The sequence below is a fragment of the Parasegetibacter sp. NRK P23 genome, from assembly GCF_023721715.1.
Classification (GTDB): Bacteria; Bacteroidota; Bacteroidia; order Chitinophagales; family Chitinophagaceae; genus Parasegetibacter.
Genome location: NZ_JAMDLG010000001.1, coordinates 2,815,355 through 2,834,924 on the forward strand (window position 1 = coordinate 2,815,355; position 19,570 = coordinate 2,834,924).

The window sequence follows — 19,570 nt, forward strand, 5'->3', positions numbered from 1 at the left end:
CGTATTCCTGGTTTGAGACAGTCTACCTGAAGAGCTGGAAGAAGCTGTAAAGGAAAGCAGAAGTTTTCAACACCGGCCACATCAGCAACCAGGTTCTTCCCTGTTATCATTCAGAACGAATGCATTATTTTACACCTTCAAAACATTATAAATGAACGTACATATTTTCCAGCACGTGGATTTTGAAGGACCAGGCATCATGAAAGACTGGCTGCTGGCGAAGAAACATCGTTTAACCTATACTTATTTTTTTGAAGAAAAATATGCCCTTCCGCCCCTTCATGAAATTGACGCGCTGATTATTATGGGCGGCCCGATGAATGTATACGAGGAAGCGAAATACCCGTGGCTGATCAACGAAAAACGTTTCATCCGCGAAATGATTGAAGCGGGAAAACCGGTATTGGGCATTTGTCTGGGAGCGCAACTGATTGCCGTTGCACAAGGCGCTGAAGTATTTGAAAACGGGGGGCAGGAAATTGGCTGGCTCCCGGTACACTGGCACGATTCAATGTCTGAATGGTTAAACGCGCCACTTTCAAAAGAACAGTTCTACTTCCACTGGCATGGCGACACCTTCCATCTTCCGCCCAACGGGGTGCTTCAATGCTCCACACCCGCGTGTCGGAACCAGTTATTCACGATCGGCGACAAAGTTGCGGGCATCCAGTTTCATCCTGAAGTGCGCCGGGAAGATATAGAAAACATGTACAGCCATTCCGGGACAATAACCACCGGAAAGTACGTTCAAACCACCGCCCAGCCCGTAAAGGAAGAACACCTGCTAAAAGCGCATGAAACAATGGAACTTATCCTGACCAAACTCTTCTCCTGATGTTTACAATGCCGTTTCTACAAGGTAAACCACCAGCACCAGACTTATCGCCAACATAAAGCCTATAAAAACATACAGCCACCCGGAGCGGTGCGTGTATTCGCCACGGTTCAGCTGTTGTTCGGCTTTCCGGTACCGGATGGTTCCAAATACCAATCCCAATGCGCCCAGTATTACCAGCAGCGTTCCCACGGGTCCTGAAAAACCTGTACGCGGCACCGCGGATTCATTCCCCGTTACAATGGCCATCTGTCGGAGAAAAAGAGAAAACTTCACGATCACGAACCCGAAAGTAATAATGGCGATGGCCGTTCGCACCCAGGCCAGCAAAGTACGTTCGTTGGCCAGGTGCTCATTCGTATTTTTCTGAGGTTGCTTCGGCTCCATATTCATGCCTGGTTTTCTTAAAATTACCGAAAGATTGTACTATTTTTTCGTACCCCAATACTATTTTAACCTGTAAGAATTTCTTCCCGGATCAAGGAGGGCAATTCAGGATCAAAACATTAAATTGAATTTTTATTGAAAGAACAGACTATGTCTTCATGGCAAACAATTTTCGCGCCATGTGAACAGGTAGTATCCGGCAGGAAAAATTGGGCTGGAAATTACTGTGTATATAACCCGTAGTTCTTTCTTTCAAATGATTCCCGAACATCATTTCATACCATACAAACATGCCATTATGAACAGCAGAAGAAAATTCATTGCTACCACAGCCGCCCTTGCCGCTTACACCGGTGCGGTATCCGCCTTTCCCGGCATCAGGAGTTTCGCCCTGGAAGGAAAGCTAAAACTCGGACTGATCGGCGTTAAAGGGATGGGTTGGAGCAACCTGTCTTCTTTCCTCAAACTCCCCGACGTGGAATGCACCGCCCTTTGCGATGTGGATGCACGCGAACTGGACAAGCGTGTAAAAGAACTGGAAGCGAAGAACATTAAAGTGAAAACCTACGGCAACTACCGCGACCTGCTGGCCGATAAAAATGTGGATGCCGTGATCATCGGGACGCCAGATCACTGGCACTGCCTGATGATGATTGAAGCCTGCGCCGCAGGTAAAGATGTATATGTAGAAAAACCACTCGGCAACTCCATCGTGGAATGCAACGCCATGACCGAAGCAGCTAAAAAATACAACCGCATTGTGCAGGTAGGACAATGGCAAAGAAGCCAGCAGCACTTCAAAGATGCCATGGCCTATGTGCATTCAGGCAAACTCGGGAAGATACGGCTGGTGAAAGCCTGGGCCTACCAGGGATGGATGAAAAGCATTCCCGTTAAGCCCGATGGTCCCGTTCCGGAAGGCGTGAACTACGATATGTGGCTCGGCCCCGCGAAAAAACGTCCGTTCAACCCCAACCGTTTCCATTTCGATTTCAGGTGGTATTGGGATTATGCCGGCGGATTGATGACCGACTGGGGTGTGCACATGCTCGACTTCGCACTGATTGGAATGAAAGCGCATACACCTAAATCCGTGGTGGCCAGCGGAGGCAAATTCGCCTACCCCGATGATGCGGCAGAAACACCGGATACCCTCACCGCACTGTATGAATTTGACGGGTTCAACATTCAATGGGAACACGCCACCGGCATCAACGGTGGTCCTTACAACCGCGACCACGGCGTGGCCTTTCTCGGTAACAACGGCACACTGGTCGTGAACCGTGGCGGATGGGAAGTGATACCAGATGGCACGAAACTGGAAGCCGTTCCCCTCCAAAAAAGTGTGGACCGCGGGCTAGACATGCATACCGCCAACTTCGTAGCCGCCGTGAAAGCCAGGAAACCGGAACTGCTGAACGCGCCCGTGGAAGCAGGCGCGCACATCGCTATCTTCTCACAAATGGGGAACATCGCCTACCGTACCGGGAAGAAAATTTACTGGAACGAAAAGAAAGGCGCGTTCGATGATAAGGCCGCCAATAAATTATTAACGGCCTCTTACAACAACAGCTACAAAATACCTTCGGTATAACGTAACGATTTCTTCATATCCACGGCAGGTGGCACGCTGTAATTTTGCGCCCAAAATACTGGAACATGAAATTACTCCGCGCCACCTGTTTTTTGTGGTTGCTCACCCTTGCAACAACCTCACAGGCACAAACACCCGCTAAAGGCTTTGTTTACACTGATACAAACGGGAACAAAAAGAAAGACAAGAAAGAAAAAGGAATTGAAGGCGTTGCCGTTTCGAACGGGGTTGAAGTGGTACTTACCGATAAAAACGGGGCCTACGAACTCCCCATCGGAAACGACAACATCATCTTCGTCGTAAAGCCTTCCGGTTATAAATTACCGCTGAACAGTAAGAACCAACCCATTTTCTACCACATCCATAAACCTGTTGGCACACCCGCGAATTTTAAGTTCAAAGGCAGCGCACCAACAGGCCCCCTGCCCGGCTCTATCGATTTCGCCGTGATACCTACTATTCAGGAAGATAAATTCTCAGCACTCGTATTCGGAGATCCGCAACCATATACCCTGGAAGAAATCGATTATTTCTCCAGAGGTATCGTGAAAGAAGTGGAAGGCATCAAAGGCATCAGCTTCGGGCTTAGTCTGGGCGACCTCGTTGGCGACAACCTCGATCTTCACAACCCCTACATTGATGCCGTTCAGAAAGTAGGTATCCCCTGGTACAATGTGATCGGCAACCACGATATGAACTATGATGCCGTTACGGACTCACTTTCAGATGAAACCTACGAAGCGAATTTCGGCCCGGCCAACTATTCGTTCAACGAAGGCAATGTGCACTTCATCGTACTGGACGACATCATCTACCCCGATCCCCGTGATGGAAAAGGCTACTGGGGCGGATTCCGCGAAGACCAGCTCCGTTTCCTCGAAAACGACCTGAAACTTGTAGACACCTCCAAGCTGATCGTTTTCTCCATGCACATCCCCTTAAAGATGTACAACGATGCTTTCCGTCCGGAAGACCGCAACCGCCTGTTCCAACTGCTGCAACGCTTCCCCCATACCCTTTCCCTCTCCGCCCACACGCACCTGCAAAGGAACGACCTTTACGGTAAATCAGACGGCTGGCTCCGCAACACCCCGCACCACGAATACAATGCAGGCACCACTTCAGGCGACTGGTATTCCGGTCAGCTGGATGAAAACGGCATTCCCTACAGCACCATGCGCGACGGTACGCCAAAAGGCTACGCGTTCCTCCACTTTAACGGTAACCAATATGTGATCGATTATAAAGTGGCCAGCAAGCCCGCTTCGTTCCAGATCGAAATTTTCGCGCCTAAAGTGATTCCTTTCAAAAAGAAAACTTCCGCGGGCATCTACGCGAATTTCTTCATGGGCAGGGAAGATTCAAAAGTGGAATACAAGATCGACAATGCCAAGTGGAAAAAAATGGAGTTCGCGGAAAACTTCGATCCTAACTTCCTGGGAATCCTGCATAAGTTCGATCACAGCGAAACATTGATTCCCGGTAAAAGGCCAAGCAATCCCGAGGCGTCCTCGCATTTGTGGAGAACGGCGATTCCCAATAACCTGGCATTGGGTGAGCATACGATTGAGGTGCGGGCCACGGATATGTTCGGGAGAGTTTTCACGCAGAAGGGTGGTTTTAAGGTGGCAGCGTTGGAGAAATAGTTGTTTCACGCAATTGCTTTGTGCTTCGCACTTCGCAACGCACTGCTTCGTTTCTCGCAAGGACGCAAAGGAGCAAGGACGCAAGGCGTAAGTTGGTTGGGGATATTTCTTTTAACGAAGAGATTTTTGTTTCTCGCAACGACGCCACGGCGCGACGAAAGGTTTAATTACAGACTTGCTGAGTATTACAATAATGGGTGCACTGCTGTATCCTCAAAGGCCTAAAATAAAATGGCGCGCCTTTTCTAAGCCACGCCATTACTGTATATATTGAACAGAATATTAAATCAACCGCTAACGTTGCGCCGTGGCGCCGTTGCGAGAAAATATTAATTAACAGGCTGCAAACCAACAACTCCTTGCGTCCTTGCTTCTGAGAGGAACTAAGCAGTGCGTTGCGCCGTGGCGTCGTTGCGAGAAATTCACCCCTCCACCGGCAACACCACATGCACCGTAGTACCCACGCCTACCGCCGACTCAACATACACATGCCCTCCGTGATTAGACACAATGCGTTTACAAAGTGCCAGGCCAATACCAGAACCGGGATATTGCTCGCGTGTATGCAACCTTTTGAAGACCTCGAAAACATGAGTGGCGTATTCCTGGTCGAAACCAATACCGTTGTCGGAAACACGGATATGCACATACGCACTTAACGGGTTGTAGGAAGGCAGGATCAGCTTCAGGTTTTCCTGATCCACCGGAACGGTATCAATTTTTATGACCGGGCGTTTGTTGTTGCCCGTGAATTTCAGTGCATTACTGAGCAGGTTGTGGAACAACTGGTTCATTTGCAGTTGAATGGCACGGATAGTAGGCAAAGAGGCTATTTGTATCTCCGCATTCTTTTCCGCCACGATCAGTTCAAAATCGCTGGTGATGTCCAGCAGTAAATCGGAGAGCGCCACTTTCTGCCACAATGCCTGCATCCCGGATAAACGGGAATAATCGAGCAGGCTCTGGATAAGGTTGGTCATTCTTCCTGCGGCCATGCCCACTTTTTCCAGCAACTGTTTTTGTGCCGGCAATAGCTGATCGCTTCCTTCCAGCATACTGGTGAATATCCTGATTTTGCGGAGTGGCTCCTGGAGATCGTGACTGGCCACATAAGCGTAACGTGCAAGCTCTTCATTGGAACGTATCAGTTGCTCGTTGGAATCGGCCAGTTCTTCGTTAGTGGTTTGTAATTCCTCGTTCAGGGCCTGGAGTTCTTCGGTCCTTTGTTGCACCACCTGCTCCAGTTCGAGCTGGATCATCCGCTGGCGGGTTACATCCTGAATGGCTCCACCAATGCGGTGCAGACCGGGGAAAGATTTCCCCTGCGCGTGTAATATTCTTGGTTTGGAACCAGAAGTAAAAAAACTGATGTCGATAGAACTTCCTTCTTCGCGCAGCAATTTGCGCAATGCCATCATTACATGAGCGCGGTCTTCTTTACGGATGTGCCGGAAGATGCCAGTGAGCGTAACGGCCTCTTGTTTGGAAAACCCGAGCCAGTTGCGGAGCCGGGAAGAAACGGAAAGTGTTTCATTGCGGGTATCCAATTCCCAGGTACCCAATTCGGCCAGTTCAATAGCGGCACGCAAACTGGTTTCCACTTCCTCTACTTTTCGCCGGGCAAGCACCTGCCCGGTGATTTCCGTTGCAGTAATGAGTACCCCGTAAATTTCCCCTGCGATATTTTGTAAGGGTTGGTAGATGTAATTGTAATAACCGGGATAAGAACGATTAATTTTTACGAGCGGGGGCCTTTCTTCATGCTGAAAAAAAGTACTGCCATGCTCCATCACCTGAAGCAGTTTTTCTTTTATTTCAGGATCATCCAGATCAGGTACGGCTTCATCGAGTGTTTTACCAATGGGTGGTGCACTGATTCCCAGCATGGTCATCATCTTTCCGTTCACGGTACGGACCACCAGTTCTTTCCCGATCAGTACCATTTTGGCGACGGGCGAATTGGAGATCAGGCTCCGGGAAAACAATTCACTCTCTTCCAGTTGCTTACGGGCCTTAACTTGTTCGGTAACATCAACGGCCATATCCATGATGGCATACACCTCACCGGCTTCGTTCCGTAATGGCTTATAGGTAAAATCAAAATAATAAGTCCCAAGTTTCCCATCCAGTTCCAGTTGCGCCTCCGCGGCCCTGGCCACATACGCCACACCACTTTGGTACACTTCGCTAAGTATGTTGATAAAAGCCTGGCCCCTCAGTTCCGGAACACCTTCCAATAATGGTTTTCCAATAATGGACCTGTCCTTGCCCCAATACTTCAGCATAATTTCGTTGGCTACTTCAATCTTCATATCTGGACCAACGAACAAGCAGGTGGCCACCGGGGCTTCCTCCACGAGTGAACGGAAACGGACTTCACTTTGCGCAAGCGTTAATTTACCCTGGTGTTCGGCGGTGGTGTCATAAACGGTTCCCGTGAAAAGATAGGGCTTGCCGTGCATGTCGTTCAGGTAAGAACCCGCCGCTTTCATCCAGTGGATGCTGCCATCGGTCCATATTACCCGGGCCTCGTAGTTTAATTTTCCTGTTCTTTCCGCGACCTTATAAGCTTCCTCTCTTAAACGGCGGTCCTCGGGATGGATATGGGCGATAAAATCCTGGCGCGTTAACTGCTGCGTGGGATTACCGGTAAGCACTTTGGCGAGTGAAGGAGAATATTCCATTTCCCCTGTTTCCAATGAAATCAAGAAGTAAGAGGAGTTTGAATTTTCCAATGCGAGTTGGGCTATCGCTTCAGACAGGCGCACCTTTTCCTGCCCTTCCATTTCCGCGGTTACGTCCAGCGCCGTTCCTGAAAAGCGCACCGGCACTCCTTCCGCATCAAAAGAAGCACGTCCGCGGCAATGCAACCAACGCAGTTTACCATCAGCGCCAATGGTCCGGAAACGCGCATCGTATCCGCCTGTGGCACCCGGCAGAAGGGCCTCCGCAACAGCTTTTTCCACCTGCGGACGGTCGTCCGGATGAATGTATTTCAGCACCTGTCCGTATTCAACTTTTTCTCCATCTGAAAAGCCATACAGTTCCCTGCAACGCTCATCCCAATGGACCGTATTATTTTGTGGATCAAGATTCCAGGTGCCTACGCCGGCTGCATTCAGGGCAAAAACAAGTCTTTCAATCTGTTCCGAAGGTGAATTTTCTGCATTTACCCGGTGCGGCATAGTAAGAAGGTGTTTTAAGCGTTAACAAATGTAACGATTACCCTATTAATATTGTGCCATAATACCCGGCACTACATTACCTGTAACGTGCAAAGCGGAGCGCTCCGGATGACCAGGTAAAACACGTGGACCCGGCAGGTCGAGTCTTTGGCTTCGTAAAGCCACGGCATCCTTAGGTTTAAAATGTAAAGGAGGCGTATCAAAAGATACACCTCCTGTATATACTACGCGGACGGTATTGATAGGATATGGTTGGATGATTATTCTTCTTCCAACGCCATTTCGTTGATATGCGATTCCGCCAGATTGGTCAGGTCCATATCACACTGTTTTTCCTCGTCCAGCGTTTGTTGCAGCAAAGATGCGGCATCGCTGTACCCGAGCAGGGTGGCCAGTTGTACCAATCCGCCGTAAGTGGCAATCTCGTAGTGTTCCACTTTTTGCGCGGCGAAGATGATGGCCACATCACGGGTGAAAGTATCGTCGTCGGTATCTTCCAGTACCTGTTTTCCTTCTTCCAGCAACCCTTCCATAGCTTCGCATTTTTTACCACGCGGCGCTTTCCCCAACATACCGAACACTTCCTGCAAGCGCTCCACTTGTGTTTCCGTTTCTCCCTGGTGTTTTTCTATAGCGGCTCGCAACTCTTCATTGGTAGCGGCGGCAGCCATTTCAGGCAAGGTTTTCGCCAGTTTTCTTTCCGCATAAAGGATATCCCGCAATTCATCCACAAAGAATTCTTCTAACATAGAATGGTTGTTATTGGACCCCTTGGCTGCGCCTTGCATCTTTTTGTTGTTTGTCGCTTTCATACTATTTGTATTTTATAATTGGCAATAATCAATAACGTGAAAAAGCCATACCAGCCTTTTCGCACAGAAGGTGTAAAGATCAATGTACAATTTGCTGGAAATGAGACATCCCTTACCCGTTGATTTTTCGCCACATGGCATGTATATTGAATAATTTCATGAAATGAATTTTATGAAAGCGTTCTACCCCATGCTACTGCTATTCCTGCTTGCCGGTTGTACCGGACCCGGAAAATCTTTTTTATCCGGCAAAACACCCCACGAAGCTTACCAGCAAAAGATCGCACAGCTTGGATTAGACAACAGCGCCATGGGAAAACAGTGGATGGATGCCGCGAAAAAAAGCCTCAGCGCTCCGGCCAGCATCTCCCTGCCTTATACAGAGAAAGGTTATTTCTCCGCGGAAACACCAGGGGCCACCGGATACAGTTTCTCAGTGAAAAGGGGAGAAATGATTACCGCTTCGCTGGAAGCGAATCCTGATTCCGCTTTTCGGCTCTTTATGGAACTCTGGGCCAGGAACAAAGAACTGGAACACAAACTGGTTAAAGCCGCAGATACCACATACAATATCACATTCGAAGTGCCGAGCGATGGCATTTACCAGTTGAGGATACAGCCGGAACTGTTGTCGAACGGCAATTACACCCTCACTATTCAAACAGGTCCATCACTCGCCTTCCCTGTACCAGCGAACGCGAATCCGAGAACCACCAGCTTCTGGGGCGCGGCAAGAGACGGCGGAAACCGCTCCCACGAAGGTGTGGACATTTTCGCCGCCAAAAGAACGCCTTTGCTGGCAGCCGCGGATGGGCGTATACTGAGAACAGGCGAGAATAACCTCGGCGGGAAAGTGATCTTTATGAAACCGGAAGGAAAAAACATTTCTCTCTATTATGCACACCTCGATGAGCAACTGGTATCCCCAGGACAAACAGTACAGCAAGGAGACACCATCGGATTAATGGGCAATACAGGTAACGCACGCACCACGCCACCACATCTCCATTTCGGAATATATACCGGCAACGGCGCCATTGACCCCTACCCTTTCATCAACAATAAACGACCCGCAACGCCAACGCTTCAAAATACCAGTCATGAACCGGGCACACTGGTACGCACAAACGCCAAAGCCCAGTGGACCAACGCCATCAACAACAAAGACAGTTCACTTCCGGCCAATACCCTCCTATACATCCAGGCCATTGCACCAGAGAAAAAATACAAAACCATTCTTCCCAACGGACATACAGGTTTCATCAGCACAAACAGTATATCGGCGCTTGATAAGCCCTATACCCAAACAACAGTGCGGGAAAACAGTGCACTCGCATTTGCGCCTCAGGGAGATGCGCCCATTAAAACAACCTTGGAAAAAGGAACTGGCATACAGGTGCTCGCCCGCTTCAACAACCACCTTTTCGTAAAAAGCGGAACAACTACCGGCTGGATACTCAACCTTCCTTAACAAAATTTTCAGCGCCGTACATACGAAATTACCACCTGGTTTTGTTATATTAATGGAGCAAACTTTTAGTGTATGAAACAGTTATCTGAAACCTGGTTCGCGGAAGGCTATATTGATTTTGAACTGAAAAAATACACCCTGCTCGCGTACCTCCAGGAAGTGAACCGCTACTTCTCAGAAAACAAACTCTACCCGCAACTGGCGGAAGTAGTGTTCCATTACAACAACATCGTTTCCTTCAGAGAAAACAAACAGTTCCTGCAGCAACAGTTCCCGAAAAAATTAACGGGTATCCAGCTCGAAAAGCTGCAACTGCTTTACGAACAGATGCTGGAAGACGATGAGGTAATGGCTGAACTTGAAAACATTATCCAATACGCCGAAACACATATCAACTCCACCCTGCGCACCGGGTCCGATATTTATGATTTCGTGGAAGAAAAGCTGAACATCTCCCCCGTAGGGCTGCTGCCGCTGGATACACAGGAAGGTTATTTTTTCCTCACAAACGGGAACATCAAAACCACATTGGTTTATCATTACCGGCTCTCCATTTTTGAGAAGCATCACGAAAAATACAGGAGCATGCGCACCACGTTCCTCGACAGTTGGCAAAGAAGTATCGCCAATACTTATGAACACATTAAAGCCGATATCATCCGGAACAAAAAGGAACTTCCCAATCCAGCCGTGTATGCCATCCAGACCGAACTCAGTTTTCCGGTGAATGAAACGTTGTTGCCGGTAGCAAAAAGAAGTCTGGTGAAATACATCACCTGTTGACGATACGGAGCGCCAGGGCAGGAAAAACCCGGTGCACCAATTTCAACAATTTCACCTTACCGACATTCATTTCAAATACATCTTTTTCGAACAGGCGGATGAATAGAGCAGCAAGTTCTTCCGCCTGCATTTTTCCCTTTCCGCGTCCTTTCGTCATGGCCGTATCCACTAAGGGAGGAACAAGTTCAAACACTCTTACCTTTTGATCCTGGAGTCTTAAAGATTGAGAGAACATACGCAGGGCAGCTTTTGTGGCCGCGTACACCGCAGCATCAGCCTTGGGCACTACCGCCAATGCTGAGGATACGTTTACGATAGCGCTTTCCTCCTGCTTCAGTAACAAAGGATACAATCCTGCGCACAATTGCAACGGGGCCGAAAGATTCACCTTTAACTCCTCCTCTATCTGAACCGCCCCAGGTGCTTCAGTTCCCCAAAAATAGTTGTACTGAATACCCGCATTGTTTATGAGCACATTCAGATCAGCATGTTGGGCATGAATAAATCGTATTAATCCATCAATATCCTGCTGAAGCGAGAGATCAGCACAGAAAGGAACTATAGCGTAGTGCCTGATGGACAGTTGTTCTAGCCGTTCCCGGTTCCGGCCGATTGCGATAATGGTATTGCCTTTATCTGCCAGTGCCAATGCCATTGCTTTCCCTATTCCATCAGAAGCGCCGGTAATCAAAAATTTATTTCCTGAAATACGCATTTTTTATGCAATGTTCAGGAGAAACAAAACGGATTCCATTTACATAGGTAAAGATATCACGCTTCTTTCCGGGCGCGTATCCTGCTGAGTTGTGTAGGCGTAACACCCAGGTAAGAAGCGATATGGTATTGAGGAATACTGTTTTCCAGCGCTGGGTACTCTTCCCGGAACAATTTATACCGTTGCCCCGCGTCCATCAGCACCAGTTGGATTTCCCGGCGCTCCTTGTAGCAATAGAAACTTTCGGCCAGCATACGCGCCAGCGTTTCTATACCGCGGTGCTCCCGGTAAAGCGCTTGCATACCGGCGTAAGGAGCCACCAATAAAGTGCAGGGCGTAAGCGCCTCTATATTGATGTAATTCGGCTGCCGCATTACCAGTGATGTATATGCGCCCGCGAATTCATTTTCCGTAAAAAAGAACTTATTGTATTCGGTTCCGGAAACATCCCTGTAGAAAGCGCGCATCACGCCGTGCAGCAGGAAACCCATCTCTTTTTCCACACGGCCCTCACGGGCGAAGTACGCGCCTTTTTCCAGTGAACGTTCCGAAAACAAATTGCTGAAGGCAATCCACGCTGCTTCGTCCAGCGCCACGAACTGTGTTATATACTGACGCAATACCTCCATAAGCAGGAACTATATTGATTTCCCTAAAGATACGTTCACGCATCACTACTTCATCAGCCGCACCTCATAAACATTCGCCGTGGTACTGCCCTCATGCGCAACGAATTTTATTTCCAGCTTGCCGCGTAATGTTTTTAAGGATGCGGGCAGTGCATATTCTTCCGCATAGAAGTCATCCCCTTTGTCGCCTTTCATTTCTACGGAAGCCAGCTTTTGCCCTTGCACGTAAATATCAAAGGAACGGTTCCTTTCTCTGCCGAAATACACCACGCGGAGTTTGGATGCATTGCCTTCTTTGTTGTTCATTTCATAAGAGAACCAACCCTTCGCATTCCGGAAGCGCTCTTCTTTAAATAGCCCTGTTTCCGTTTTTTCTCCTTTGAATGCGTGGTCCGACTCCGGTTGTTGTTCTCCTGCATTTATCCTATCGACCGTATTGTTATCCAGGGTTATTTTCACCAGTTCTTTTTGTTTCATTTCCGCCCGCACTTTTTCAAGCTTTGATGCTTCTGTGAATGGGAAATACACCGTGTATCGCTGATCGTGGACCATATAAAAAGGGCGCAGCTGCAATTTGCTGTACTTCTCCTGCACCACGGGCTGAGGAATATTGAACACCAGTTCACCCGGCTGTGCACGCACTTTAGCGGCCAGTTCCTTTTCGTTGCCCACCAGCATTGGCGCATCATCCAGCGGACGGATAGGACCGGAAGCCACATGTCCCATTCTGCTGCCATCCGCGAAAAGCCCGTTCAAACCTAAAGTATCCATAGGTGCGGCGAGCACGATGGGCCCGTGCACAAAAGACACCCATTCGGATTGATCGGGCAGCCTTTCCGCACGGGTTTCCATGGGCAGTTTCACCGTAACTTTATCCCCATTCTTCCAATTGCGTTCAATGGTGATATAGTGCGCTGAATCTCCGGTTGCGGGAACGAAAGGCTTTCCGTTTATGCTGACCGTCATTGTGCCGGCAACCCAGGAAGGTTTGCGGATCATCAACACGAATTTCTTTTTCTTTTTCAGCGCCAGCTTTAATTCAGTTCGCTCCGATTCCGGAAAAGTTGTTGTCTGCGTGAGCGTGAGTCCTTTTTCTTTCCATTGCAGTTCAGATGCCATGAACAGGTTCACGAACACATCATCTCCCTTGTGCGCATAAATGAGTTCCCCGTATTTACCATGGTTTTCCAACCCTGAGCCCACACAACACCAGAAGCCTTCCTGCGGTTGTGAATACACACGGTAATGACCGGGACGCATGGGCGTGAAGTAAACGAATCCACCCGTTTCCGGATGTTGGGAAGAAAGAATATGGTTAAACAGTGTTCTTTCATAATAATCCATGTAATGGGCCGAAGGACGGGATAGGAAAAGTCCTTTGGAAAGCCGCAACATATTGTAGGAATTGCAGGTTTCAGGCCCCTCCCGCGATTCGATCATGGAACTGAAGTTGTCGGTGGGATGAAAGTGCTCGCGAACACTGTTCCCCCCAATGGAAACAGAGCGATTGCGTACCACGGTACTCCAGAAGAAATCCGCCGCTTCGCGCCAGGCGGGATCGCCACCGGCTTTGGCCACCGCGTTGTAACCCACCACTTTGGGTATCTGCGTATTGGCGTGGAGTCCTGTGAGCGCGTCTCTTTTTTCCAGCAGCGGCTGAAGGATACGCTGGTCGGAGAAACGTTTGGCAAGTTCCAGGTATTTTTTATCGCCGGTCAACTGTGCCACATCAGCGAACACTTCGTTGAGACCGCCATGTTCGCTGCGCAGCATGTCCTGTATTTGTGCATCGGTGAGTGGGGAGAAGGAATTATAAAACCAGTCGGTTAAACCAAGCAGTACTTTTTTTGCTGATTCATTGCCGCCAATGGTATAGGCATCGTATAAACCCGCGAAAGTTTTGTGGATATTGTACAGTGGCACCCATTTTCCGTTGAGCGAAAAACCGTTCGCGTTAATTTTTCCATCCGCTACGTTCTGCCACATGGCTTTCCCCCCGGGCACGCCACTGGTATATCCGTTGCCCGCGGCCTCTTGGCAGGCCAGTAATTCAGCTACCGCATAATCCAGTTTCTTTTTCACTTCTTTGTTCCCCGTGGCCGCATACATATTGGCCAAGGCGGAGAGGTAATGGCCGCCGATATGTCCATCCAGACCGGTATTTTCCCAGTTGCCGTAATTCTGCGCTTTGGGAGCGAGGCCGGCTTCTTTACGGTAAGGCGCCAGTAAGCGGTCGGCATCCAGGGAGAGCATGTATTTCATATCAGCCTGTTGCGCGCGGAGGAAAGGGCCGTTCAGTAGTTTTATGGAAGAAAGGGGGAAGAGCTCCGCTTTTTGGGCATGAACGAGTACTGGAGCAGAGAGCAAAGCTATCGCAATGATTTTTTTCCGAAAGATGGTTGGGAGCAGTTCAAATGCTATGGAACGTGCGTCTTTTTTACCAAGCCTTGGGAAGGTAACGAGGGTTTCAATCATAATGGCAACAATTAGGTGGTGAAAATAACGAAATTTAATAAGTGTACAAAACACATTTAATTTAGAGAATTTGCATTTGGAAGGTTTGAGTCTTGCAAACGTTTTCAGGGAAGGAGTGTTTTCACGCAACTGCTTTGTGCTTCGCACAGCGCAGACGCAAGGAATGAAAGACGCAAAGCCTTGTTTGTATGCGGGACGCTGGAGTTCGGGGGAAGATGGTTTTATTTTATTGCTCGCAACGACGCCTGCTTCGTACCTCGCAGACGCGGAGCCTTGGGTAGTTGGTGAGGATATTTCTCGCAACGACGCCACGACGCAGGGCGTTAAGGAGTTGGGAGGATATCTTTCTCGCAACGATGCCACGACGCGGAGTATTGAGGAGTTGACGCTGAACTTGTAACGAAAACGGGCGGCTCTTAAGGAACCGCCCGTATCAGATAAAGCCCTTACTGTTTAATATTTCAGATCGAATTTTCTTTCATCGATGCTGATGCCTTCTTTCATCCAGCGGGGCATTGGCTTTTTATTCAGGTAATGTTCAAAGAACTGTTCCATGCGGATGGTCCAGTCGTGTTGAGCGGGGATGCCGTTCAGGGTATGATTTTCTCCTTTGTAATTGAGCAGCCAGGCGGGCTTTCCTAGTCTTCGCATGGCGAGGAAAAAGCTTTGGCCCTGTGTGTAGGCTACTGCGCCGTCTTTATCGCAGTGGAACAGCAAAAGCGGGGTTTGTACTTTGTCGGCGCGGTAGATGGGGGAATTGTCGATGTACCCCTGTTGGTCTTCCCAGAGGTTTTTGCCCATGCGCGACTGTCCTGTTTCGTAGAGGAACATGCAGGGCGCGCCGCTGTTCCGGATAGCGAAGTAGTTGTAACTCATGTTGGAGACCGCCGCGCCAGCATTGGCACACGCGAAGAGGTTGCTGCGGGTGATGAGGTAGAGGGTTTGGTAACCCGACCAACTGTGTCCCTGCAAGCCAATTCTTTTCTTATCAGCGATGCCCCTTTCAATCAAGGCCTGGGTGCCGCTTATTACGGCGTTTACGGCACTTTCTCCGGGTGCGCCGATGGTAAAATGCACATCGGGACGGAACACAATGTATCCTTTACTCACATAAGTAGGGATATTAATGGTGGCCGTACTGAGTTCTGGAAAAAGGTATTCGTGCAGGTCTTCACTGTGTGTTTGGTAGAAATCCACAATGGTGGGGTAAGAACGGGTGCTGTCGTAGTTTTCAGGCAGGTACAGCAAGCCCTGGTTTGGTTTACCTTCCAGGTTTTTCCATGCTATGAGCCGTACGGTTCCCCAATTGTATTGTTGCTGTTGCGCATTAATGGCCGTGATCTTTTTCGGTGAACGGAACTTGGTATCGGCCCACCAGATATCACGTGGCATGGTATACCTTTCTTTGGTGAAGACACAGGTGGTACCATCTCCTGAAACAACATCAATTCTTGAACTGTACGCGGGTTCGTCCAATAATTTCTCCACTCCTTTTCCAGGTTCAAAAGCGTATACACCTTTTGATTTGGTGTTTTCATTGAACGAATTGAAGAGCAATTTTTTGGTGATATCCAGCTTTTCCTGGAACTCCGCACCCTGCAAACGCAGGCGCACCTGGTGCTTCCTGCCGTAGCCTTTGGTGAGCGAATAAGGGGCTTTCTTTCCTGACAGATCAATCACCCAAAGGTCGTAGCGATCGTACACCACAACACTGTTTCCCTGGTCGGCCCAGCCAGCCAGTCCGTAAGCCGGAGCCGGACGGGGAAAATCGTGGTCCTCGTCATGAACGGGGAATCCGATGCCGGAGGATATGTTTTTAAAGGAACGGCTCACGGTATCGAGCACCTGCCATTGTTGTTCCACCTCGTTGTAGCGGATGGCGAATTTCCCACCCGGTGTCCATACCGGTAAATTCCCGGCATCTTTCACCACCAGTTTACTTTCGCCTGTTCTTACATCAATAAGATATACATCTGAAGCGGGATCGTAGGTCCAGTCGGTACGGAGCCTGTAGGGTTCCTGATCAGTCCGGAACACAAAGTTGAAAGCATCGGCGGAGGGCGCGATAAGTCTTTCTGAACCGTCCGGCGCAATCTCCTTACAGGTACGCGTATCCGCAGTATAGATTACTTTAGGGTAATTCTGGTAGTTCTTATCGTAAACGCCGCGCCGCTGTTTTGTTTGCAAGACAGGTTCGTTCCAGGTCCACAGCTCCAGTTCGAAGCCCGGGTCCAGCGGTTTCTGCAGCTTGCGTTGCGGGGCTACAGCGGGCGCCAAATCAAGCAGCAATACCTGTGTTGCCGCGGTTACAGGATAGGCCTTCTTTTCAAACTTAAAACCTTCAGGTGCACGGATAACGCTGAAGTCCATCCATTCCCGCACCGTTTTGTTTTTGAGTGAAAAAACATAGAGCTTGTCACCGGACACAAATGAGCCCTGCTTCAATGCTTCATCAAAAGACATATCTGTGATATCGCCTTCAAACAAAAGCGCATGCGGCCCCTTCAATGCGCCGGACCTCAGTTCCTTGTTTTTGATGTACACAATGGAACTTTCGTTATCGAAGATAAAATGCCTGCCGATGCCATTCAGCACTACGCTATCCCCTTTTGACAGATCGCGCACCACGATGCGGCTGCCATCCGGCTTAAACTCCGTAAAAACGATACGCTCCGATACAGGCGATGTTCTGAAAAAAACATTACCTTCCCAATGAAGGGTTTTGCCGGAGGAAAGCTGGCGGAGCAGAACCGAATCTTTGTTGTTCCTGTTCACCGTGTACTTCAACCAGTTTCCCCCACCAAAGAACTCGGCATTGGTGACATCTTCCAGCATAATTTCTTTCCCCGATTTCGGATGTACAAGGTACCTGTCATTGTTATCTTCCATAAAATACCCATACAACAACCATTCTCCGGTATGGGAAATGATGGGGGAAGACAACCTGCGCCATTGTTTATAAGCGGTGGTATCCAATTCTTTTTTCTGCGCCTGCACGGTGGAAGCCAGTGCGAAAAAAGCGCATATTCCTATAAGTAATTTTCTCATTGTTCAGATTTCAAAATTTCGATCACGGCACTGATTTCATCCGCCAACTCCGAAGGACTTCCATTGTAACCTTCACTGGTGTACCTGATCACACCATTTTTCAACACCACTTTCCTGGGAATTCCCGACGATTGAAATATGTGGCGCATTGAATTGTAAGCGATGTTATCAGCTTGTCCCAACTTGAGGTTCGTATCAAAAAGCACATTAAAACGGTAGCCTGTTTCAGCGATGTACTTGCGGATATTGTCCCTGAAAGCAGGATTGGGTTCCATCGTGGCGATAAAATAGAAAGCGACAGATTTATCATTCGCATATTTGTCAACAACCATTTGCATACCAGGGAAAGCGGCTTTGCAGGGATAGCACCAGGTGGCCCAGAAATCGAGTACCACGATCTTATCCTTCCAGTCAGCGGTTTTCACCGTTCCTCCGTTCATGGCTTCCAGTTCAAATACAGGACCGGGTTCATTGATCAATTCCGCACGTATTTTTTCTTTCATCGCCTTCATGGCGGCGGCGGGCTTCAGGGCTTGCACATACGCGTCAAACCCTTTTTCGGAACCTTTTTTTGCGGCATAATATTTTTTAAGCTGCGCCAGCATTACGGGAGAAGCCATATTTTTCCTGACACTGTTTTCGAGCAGTTCCTGCGCGCCTTTTTTATTGCCTGTTTTTTCCAGGATGTTCACCTGTGCTTCCAGTGCCAGTACTGAGCGGTATTTACCCTCGGCAGATAACCTGGCCATGTAGGACAATGCTTCTTTGTACTTCCCCAGCTTTTCCAGTACCCTGATGTGGATGCCAAGTTTATCATCCAGGTGTTTTAAGGCGATCATGTCCGACTGCAAAGGCGAATAGCGCGTCTGCTCCATGTAAGAACCATCCTTTTGTTTGTTGATCATTTCATTGATCAGCACTTTAGAAAGGGAGTATGCTTTTTCGGCGGATATTTTTCCCACCGTAAACGCCGCGTCGAGGTTGCTTCTGAACACTTCGTTGAGCGTGGCGAAATTCATATCGGGCACCAGGGTGAAAATCTTTTCGTTTTGCTCCTGGTTAAAGTATGCAGAGGCCAGGGTACGGTACGCGTTGAAATAGAGGAGATCCTGATTTCTTACCGGCTGCCGCAGGTAGTCCTTTATGGGGAAATCGCGCAGGAAGCCTTCCATAGCCGTTATCATTTCCGCAATGCTCTTTGACGCTCCTACAGCGCGGGAACGGTCAAACCGGGCAGCGTTCCCCGAAGGAAACAATGTGATTATGCGTTTTCTTACAGAATCCGCCTTATCGTTCATTTTCAGCATCCGGTAGGTATCGGCGATGATGGCATACCCGCTTTCATCAATATGCGGATTATTGGCGAACTTCAGCAGGTTCCTTTCCACATTGTTTTGAAAATCGTAATCCTCTTTGTGCTTCAGCATCGCGATATAACTGTCGAAATAACGGTGCATGCTATCCGGGAAATACTGCATTTCCTTGCGTACCCACAATTCCAACGCTTCGTTGCTGATCTCAAACTTCTCGAAATAGCCTGATGGCGCCATGTGCAGGGAAGGTTTCCTGAAGAGCGCCCACGACAATGCGGCACCTGGCACGCGACCACCATCCTTAGATACAGTGGTGGTTACAAAACCGCGGTCATTGTTGTTGTCTGAAGCAACCAGTTCTCCATTATTCCACTGCACAAATTTAAGTCCAACGAAAGCACATTGTTCCGGCAGCTTCAGCTGACCAATCCAGGCGGTATCGGTCTTCCGGAGCGGGAGGTCAGACAACTCCCAACGGTAGTTGTTGTACATGTACACCACCGCATCAATGGAATCACTTCCTTTCAGCGGACCATCTTCGGGCTTGTACGCGACCTGGAAAGTATCCCCCGCTTTGAGCATTCCAAAATCATTCATTTTTCCCGCACCGTTCTGCGCATGGGCAAAAGGCATCGCATAGAGCAGCCAGCCGGCTGCCGCCATCAGTTTTTTCATCG

The 19,570-nt window shown here is 48.9% G+C and carries 13 protein-coding genes; 5 read left to right on the forward strand and 8 right to left on the reverse strand.

What is annotated here, in order from left to right; all coding sequences use genetic code 11:
- The first annotated feature begins 151 nt into the window (after window positions 1–151).
- Window positions 152–835, forward strand: coding sequence for a type 1 glutamine amidotransferase (locus M4J38_RS11515; RefSeq protein ID WP_251759748.1), 684 nt, complete (start codon window positions 152–154; stop codon window positions 833–835).
- A gap of 3 nt (window positions 836–838) precedes the next feature.
- On the opposite strand, the gene M4J38_RS11520 is transcribed toward M4J38_RS11515, so the two are convergent.
- The gene (locus tag M4J38_RS11520) at window positions 839–1,222 is read right to left on the reverse strand and encodes a YidH family protein (protein WP_251759749.1); all 384 of its coding nucleotides are present in this window, start codon (window positions 1,220–1,222) and stop codon (window positions 839–841) included.
- A 298-nt stretch (window positions 1,223–1,520) separates the two neighbouring features.
- Between M4J38_RS11520 and M4J38_RS11525 the strand changes: the two genes are divergently transcribed.
- Window positions 1,521–2,816 (forward strand): Gfo/Idh/MocA family protein, encoded by a 1,296-nt coding sequence (locus M4J38_RS11525; protein ID WP_251759750.1) that lies wholly within the window; start codon window positions 1,521–1,523, stop codon window positions 2,814–2,816.
- Between the two features lie 65 nt (window positions 2,817–2,881).
- Complete coding sequence (locus tag M4J38_RS11530; protein ID WP_251759751.1) at window positions 2,882–4,462, forward strand: calcineurin-like phosphoesterase family protein; 1,581 nt, start codon at window positions 2,882–2,884, stop codon at window positions 4,460–4,462.
- 422 nt (window positions 4,463–4,884) lie between these two features.
- On the opposite strand, the gene M4J38_RS11535 is transcribed toward M4J38_RS11530, so the two are convergent.
- Window positions 4,885–7,647, reverse strand: coding sequence for a PAS domain-containing protein (locus tag M4J38_RS11535; protein WP_251759752.1), 2,763 nt, complete (start codon window positions 7,645–7,647; stop codon window positions 4,885–4,887).
- Window positions 7,648–7,907: 260 nt separating this feature from the next.
- The gene (locus M4J38_RS11540; RefSeq protein ID WP_251759753.1) at window positions 7,908–8,459 is read right to left on the reverse strand and encodes a ferritin-like domain-containing protein; all 552 of its coding nucleotides are present in this window, start codon (window positions 8,457–8,459) and stop codon (window positions 7,908–7,910) included.
- A gap of 172 nt (window positions 8,460–8,631) precedes the next feature.
- Here M4J38_RS11540 and M4J38_RS11545 point away from each other — a divergent pair, with 172 nt between their 5' ends.
- Both M4J38_RS11545 and M4J38_RS11550 read left to right on the forward strand, forming a co-directional pair.
- Complete coding sequence (locus tag M4J38_RS11545; protein WP_251759754.1) at window positions 8,632–9,930, forward strand: M23 family metallopeptidase; 1,299 nt, start codon at window positions 8,632–8,634, stop codon at window positions 9,928–9,930.
- 72 nt (window positions 9,931–10,002) lie between these two features.
- Window positions 10,003–10,713 carry a hypothetical protein gene (locus tag M4J38_RS11550; RefSeq protein WP_251759755.1) on the forward strand — a complete coding sequence of 237 codons (711 nt, stop codon included), beginning with the start codon at window positions 10,003–10,005 and terminating at the stop codon, window positions 10,711–10,713.
- On the opposite strand, the gene M4J38_RS11555 is transcribed toward M4J38_RS11550, so the two are convergent.
- From M4J38_RS11555 to M4J38_RS11575, 5 genes are all read right to left on the reverse strand, one after another.
- Entirely contained in the window at window positions 10,703–11,428 is a 726-nt protein-coding gene (locus tag M4J38_RS11555; RefSeq protein ID WP_251759756.1) for an SDR family oxidoreductase, read from the reverse strand. The two genes, M4J38_RS11550 and M4J38_RS11555, sit on opposite strands and share 11 nt — an antisense overlap.
- A gap of 56 nt (window positions 11,429–11,484) precedes the next feature.
- Window positions 11,485–12,057, reverse strand: a complete 573-nt coding sequence (locus M4J38_RS11560) for a Crp/Fnr family transcriptional regulator (RefSeq protein WP_251759757.1) — start codon at window positions 12,055–12,057, stop codon at window positions 11,485–11,487.
- 45 nt (window positions 12,058–12,102) lie between these two features.
- Window positions 12,103–14,532 (reverse strand): glycoside hydrolase family 127 protein, encoded by a 2,430-nt coding sequence (locus tag M4J38_RS11565; RefSeq protein WP_251759758.1) that lies wholly within the window; start codon window positions 14,530–14,532, stop codon window positions 12,103–12,105.
- 453 nt (window positions 14,533–14,985) lie between these two features.
- The gene (locus tag M4J38_RS11570; protein ID WP_251759759.1) at window positions 14,986–17,580 is read right to left on the reverse strand and encodes a prolyl oligopeptidase family serine peptidase; all 2,595 of its coding nucleotides are present in this window, start codon (window positions 17,578–17,580) and stop codon (window positions 14,986–14,988) included.
- The gene (locus M4J38_RS11575) at window positions 17,577–19,568 is read right to left on the reverse strand and encodes a TlpA disulfide reductase family protein (RefSeq protein ID WP_251759760.1); all 1,992 of its coding nucleotides are present in this window, start codon (window positions 19,566–19,568) and stop codon (window positions 17,577–17,579) included. The genes M4J38_RS11570 and M4J38_RS11575 overlap by 4 nt, the downstream gene beginning before the upstream one ends.
- Window positions 19,569–19,570 lie beyond the last annotated feature (2 nt).

Excerpts from the sequence above, each read along its gene's own strand:
- M4J38_RS11550 (WP_251759755.1), top strand. The coding sequence starts at position 10,003 with ATGAAACAGTTATCTGAAACCTGGTTCGCGGAAGGCTATATTGATTTT.
- M4J38_RS11575 (WP_251759760.1), bottom strand. The coding sequence starts at position 19,568 with ATGAAAAAACTGATGGCGGCAGCCGGCTGGCTGCTCTATGCGATGCCT.
- M4J38_RS11540 (WP_251759753.1), bottom strand. The coding sequence starts at position 8,459 with ATGAAAGCGACAAACAACAAAAAGATGCAAGGCGCAGCCAAGGGGTCC.
- M4J38_RS11535 (WP_251759752.1), bottom strand. The coding sequence starts at position 7,647 with ATGCCGCACCGGGTAAATGCAGAAAATTCACCTTCGGAACAGATTGAA.
- M4J38_RS11525 (WP_251759750.1), top strand. The coding sequence starts at position 1,521 with ATGAACAGCAGAAGAAAATTCATTGCTACCACAGCCGCCCTTGCCGCT.
- M4J38_RS11520 (WP_251759749.1), bottom strand. The coding sequence starts at position 1,222 with ATGGAGCCGAAGCAACCTCAGAAAAATACGAATGAGCACCTGGCCAAC.
- M4J38_RS11515 (WP_251759748.1), top strand. The coding sequence starts at position 152 with ATGAACGTACATATTTTCCAGCACGTGGATTTTGAAGGACCAGGCATC.
- M4J38_RS11530 (WP_251759751.1), top strand. The coding sequence starts at position 2,882 with ATGAAATTACTCCGCGCCACCTGTTTTTTGTGGTTGCTCACCCTTGCA.
- M4J38_RS11565 (WP_251759758.1), bottom strand. The coding sequence starts at position 14,532 with ATGATTGAAACCCTCGTTACCTTCCCAAGGCTTGGTAAAAAAGACGCA.
- M4J38_RS11545 (WP_251759754.1), top strand. The coding sequence starts at position 8,632 with ATGAAAGCGTTCTACCCCATGCTACTGCTATTCCTGCTTGCCGGTTGT.
- M4J38_RS11555 (WP_251759756.1), bottom strand. The coding sequence starts at position 11,428 with ATGCGTATTTCAGGAAATAAATTTTTGATTACCGGCGCTTCTGATGGA.
- M4J38_RS11560 (WP_251759757.1), bottom strand. The coding sequence starts at position 12,057 with ATGGAGGTATTGCGTCAGTATATAACACAGTTCGTGGCGCTGGACGAA.
- M4J38_RS11570 (WP_251759759.1), bottom strand. The coding sequence starts at position 17,580 with ATGAGAAAATTACTTATAGGAATATGCGCTTTTTTCGCACTGGCTTCC.